Source organism: Serratia sp. (in: enterobacteria) (assembly GCF_046715635.1).
Lineage (GTDB): Bacteria > Pseudomonadota > Gammaproteobacteria > Enterobacterales > Enterobacteriaceae > Chania.
Window position 1 is genome coordinate 1 of record NZ_JBKJYW010000422.1, and the last position, 3,625, is coordinate 3,625.

General features: G+C 52.6%; 1 protein-coding gene and 1 pseudogene. Both read left to right on the forward strand.

The genetic code is table 11. The features are described from left to right. Window positions 1–3,141 (forward strand): FKBP-type peptidyl-prolyl cis-trans isomerase N-terminal domain-containing protein (locus tag ACLQ7H_RS21975; protein ID WP_411754494.1); only part of this gene is annotated, 3,141 nt, incomplete at its 5' end. Window positions 3,142–3,382: 241 nt separating this feature from the next. Next, window positions 3,383–3,565 (forward strand): annotated as a pseudogene (locus ACLQ7H_RS21980) (LysR family transcriptional regulator); the annotation flags it as partial. Window positions 3,566–3,625: the final 60 nt, after the last annotated feature.

The window sequence follows — 3,625 nt, forward strand, 5'->3', positions numbered from 1 at the left end:
CAGCAGCTTGCCGCACAGGCCAAGGAAAGCGATCGGCAGATGCAGCAAATGAAGCTGCAACAGCAGGATCAACGCACCAGTTCGCAATTGCAGCAACAGTTGGCGGCGCAAACCAAAGATAACGAACAAAAAGCGCAACAGATCAAACAACTGCAGCAAACGTTACAGCAGAATCAGCAGGCCATTGCCCAACTGCAGGATCAGCTGTCAGCACGAAGCAAAGAGAATGAACACAAGTCCCAGCAGGCAATAGCGAAACTGCAGGAGCAACTGGCTGCTCAGACCAAAGACAGCGAGCAGAAAGCCGAACAGGTGAAGCAGTTGCAACAGGCGAGCACCAAGTTGCAGGAGCAATTGACGGCACAAGCCAAAGTTAACGATGAAAAAGCGCAGTTGGCTGCACAGCTGCAGCAAAACCAGCAGACGTTAGCGAAGCTGCAAGAACAGTTGGCTGCCCAGACCAAAGAGCGTGAACAGAAGGCCTTGCAGGTAACACAGCTGCAAGATCAACTGGCGGCGCGCAGCAAAGAGAACGAACAAAAGACCCAACAGGCGATGGCGAAGCTGCAAGAACAGTTGGCCGCACAGTCCAAAGACAGCGAGCAGAAAGCCGAACAGGTGAAGCAACTGCAACTGGCGAGCACCAAGTTGCAGGAGCAGTTGACGGCGCAAGCCAAAGTCAACGATGAAAAAGCACAGTTGGCTGCACAGCTGCAGCAAAATCAGCAGGCGTTGGCGAAGCTGCAAGAGCAGTTGGCTGCCCAGACCAAAGAGCGTGAACAGAAGGCTCTGCAGGTAACACAGCTGCAAGATCAATTGGCGGCGCGCAGCAAAGAGAACGAACAAAAGACCCAACAGGCGATGGCGAAACTGCAAGAACAGCTGGCCGCCCAGACCAAAGACAGCGAGCAGAGAGCCGAACAGGTGAAGCAACTGCAACAGGCCAGCGCCAAATTGCAAGATCAACTGACTGAGCAAACCCAGGGTCATGATGAAAAAGCCCAGCAGCTAAAACAATTGCAGCAAAACCAACAGTCGTTGGCAAAACTGCAAGAGCAGCTGGCTGCCCAAACCAAAGACAGTGAGATGAAAGCCGAACAGGTGAAGCAGCTGCAGCAGACCAGCGCCAGGCTGCAGGAGCAGTTGACCGCGCAAACCAAAGATAATGAGCAGAAAGTGCAGCAAGTGATGCAGCTGCAACAAAATAAGCAAACCGTCGCAGAGTTGCAGTCACAGCTAGTTATCCAGACCAAAGACAGCGAGCAGAAAGCCGAGCAGGTGAAGCAGCTGCAACAGGCCAGTAGCAAGTTGCAAGAGCAACTGACTGCTCAAACCAAAGCCGATGCAGAGAAAGCGCAACAGCTGCAGCAAAAACAACAGGAACTGGCCCAGCTGCAGGAACTGTTTGCAACCCAGGCCAAGGACAGCGAGCAGAAATTCAAGCAGATCAAACAACTGCAAGAGCAACTGGCGGCGTCCAGTAAAGATAACGAGCAGAAAGCTCAGCAGGTGAAACAGCTACAGCAAGGCCAGCAAGAGTTGGCCAAGTTGCAGGAACAGCTGGCGCTTAATAACAAAGATTTCGTGCAACAGGCTCAGCAAATGAAGAAGTTGCAGCAAGAGCTGCTGACGTTGGCGAAACTGCAAGATCAACTGACCGTGCAGACCAAAGACAGTGAACAGAAAGCGCAGCAGATCAAGCAGCTGCAAGAACAGTTGACGGTTTATGGCAAAGATAACGATCAGAAAGCTCAGCAGGTTAAACAATTGCAGCAAAGCCAGCAGGAATTGGCGAAGTTGCAGGAGCAGTTAGCCGCTCAGACCAAAGACAGTGAGCAGAAAGCGCAGCAGATCGCTCAATTGCAGCAGGCGAGTCAGCAGTCGAATGCCAAGCTGCAAGAGCAATTGGCAACGCAGACTAAAGATAGCGAGCAGAAAGCACAGCAGATCGCTCAGTTGCAGCAGGCGAGTCAGCAGGAAACTGCCAAGCTGCAAGAGCAGTTAGCGGCTCAAACCAAAGACAACGATCAGAAAGCACAGCAGCTTGCTCAGTTGCAGAAGACGGGTCAGCAGGAAACTGCCAAGCTGCAAGAGCAGTTAGCGGTTCAGACCAAAGACAGCGAACAGAAAGCGCAGCAGATCGCTCAGTTGCAGCAAACTAGTCAGCAGGAGAGTGCCAAGCTGCAAGAGCAGTTAGCGGCTCAGACCAAAGACAGCGAACAGAAAGCGCAGCAGATCGCTCAGTTGCAGCAGGCTAGTCAGCAGGAGAGTGCCAAGCTGCAAGAGCAGTTAGCGGCTCAGACCAAAGACAGCGAACAGAAAGCGCAGCAGATCGCTCAGTTGCAGCAAGCTAGTCAGCAGGAGAGTGCCAAGCTGCAAGAGCAGTTAGCGGCACAAACCAAAGACAATGAGCAGAAGGTGCAGGATCTCGCCCAGTTGCAGCAAAAGCTGACAGCAGCCGAGAAACAGCAAACGGCTGGCACGTCCGTGGTCGTGGAGCCTAAAACGCAGGTGGAAAAACGCGATTATGCGATCGGTACCGCGTTGGGTAACGATATCCTGGAATTGCTCAACAGCAAAAAGACTCAGGGTGTAGACGTGAACCGTCAACTGGCGCTGGCAGGGGTAACCGATGTGATCAACGGCCAGACCAAATTGGCTAAAGAACAGATTGCCAAAGCCTTGTATGAAAGCGAGTTGGAGCTGAACAATCAGCATAAAAAGATCAAACAGCAGAACGAAAAGCAAGGCACCGGCTATATCGATAAGTTCAAAAAGCAGCCACGCGTCGTGCAGTCTAAGCAAGGCTTCTATTACCGCATCGACTATGTTGGCGACAGCGTGATTGGTGAGGGTGATACCGTCGCCGTGGTGGTTAAAGAGAGCTTGACCGATGGTCAGGTGATCAAGGATATGGATCTGGCTGGCACTTCAATCTCGCAGCCGCTGAGCGCCTACCCACCGCTGTTCCGCGAAGCGCTAGGTAAGCTGAAGAACCACGGTAACATGACCCTGGTGGTACCACCTGAACTGGCCTACGGCGACAAAGGCATGGCACCGGATATCCCACCGGGCGCGACCATGGTCTATAACGTACGCATCCTGGATGTGATACCGTCCGCCGAGCAAAAAGCTCAGTAACCCAATAACAACCCCGCCAGACGTTAGGCGGGGTTGTTGCTTTTTTAGCTGAACCACGCTGGGGACTGTTAATGCTCCAGCGTGGTGCAGAACCAGGCTTTACCCCTTCATCCAGTCCCGCCTTTTCGTTACCTTTCATTATTTTTTAATCACTTAGATTGATAACCAACCGAATGTTCTGCCTGGCCCGTTTTTTGCTGTAGTTGATATTGAATGCAGTTAACCGCAGGTAGGAGCCACGATGAATTTCAGACGCTTGAAGTATTTCGTAAAGATCGTCGATATCGGCAGCCTGACTCAGGCAGCGGAAGTGTTGCATATTGCGCAGCCCGCGCTGAGCCAGCAAGTTGCCACCCTGGAAGGGGAACTGAAGCAGCAATTGCTGATCCGTACCAAACGCGGAGTCATGCCTACGGAGGCCGGTATCACATCCAGGATGCGTACGTTATAGACCATGGTCGCGCCCGGTGGGATATCCGGTGCC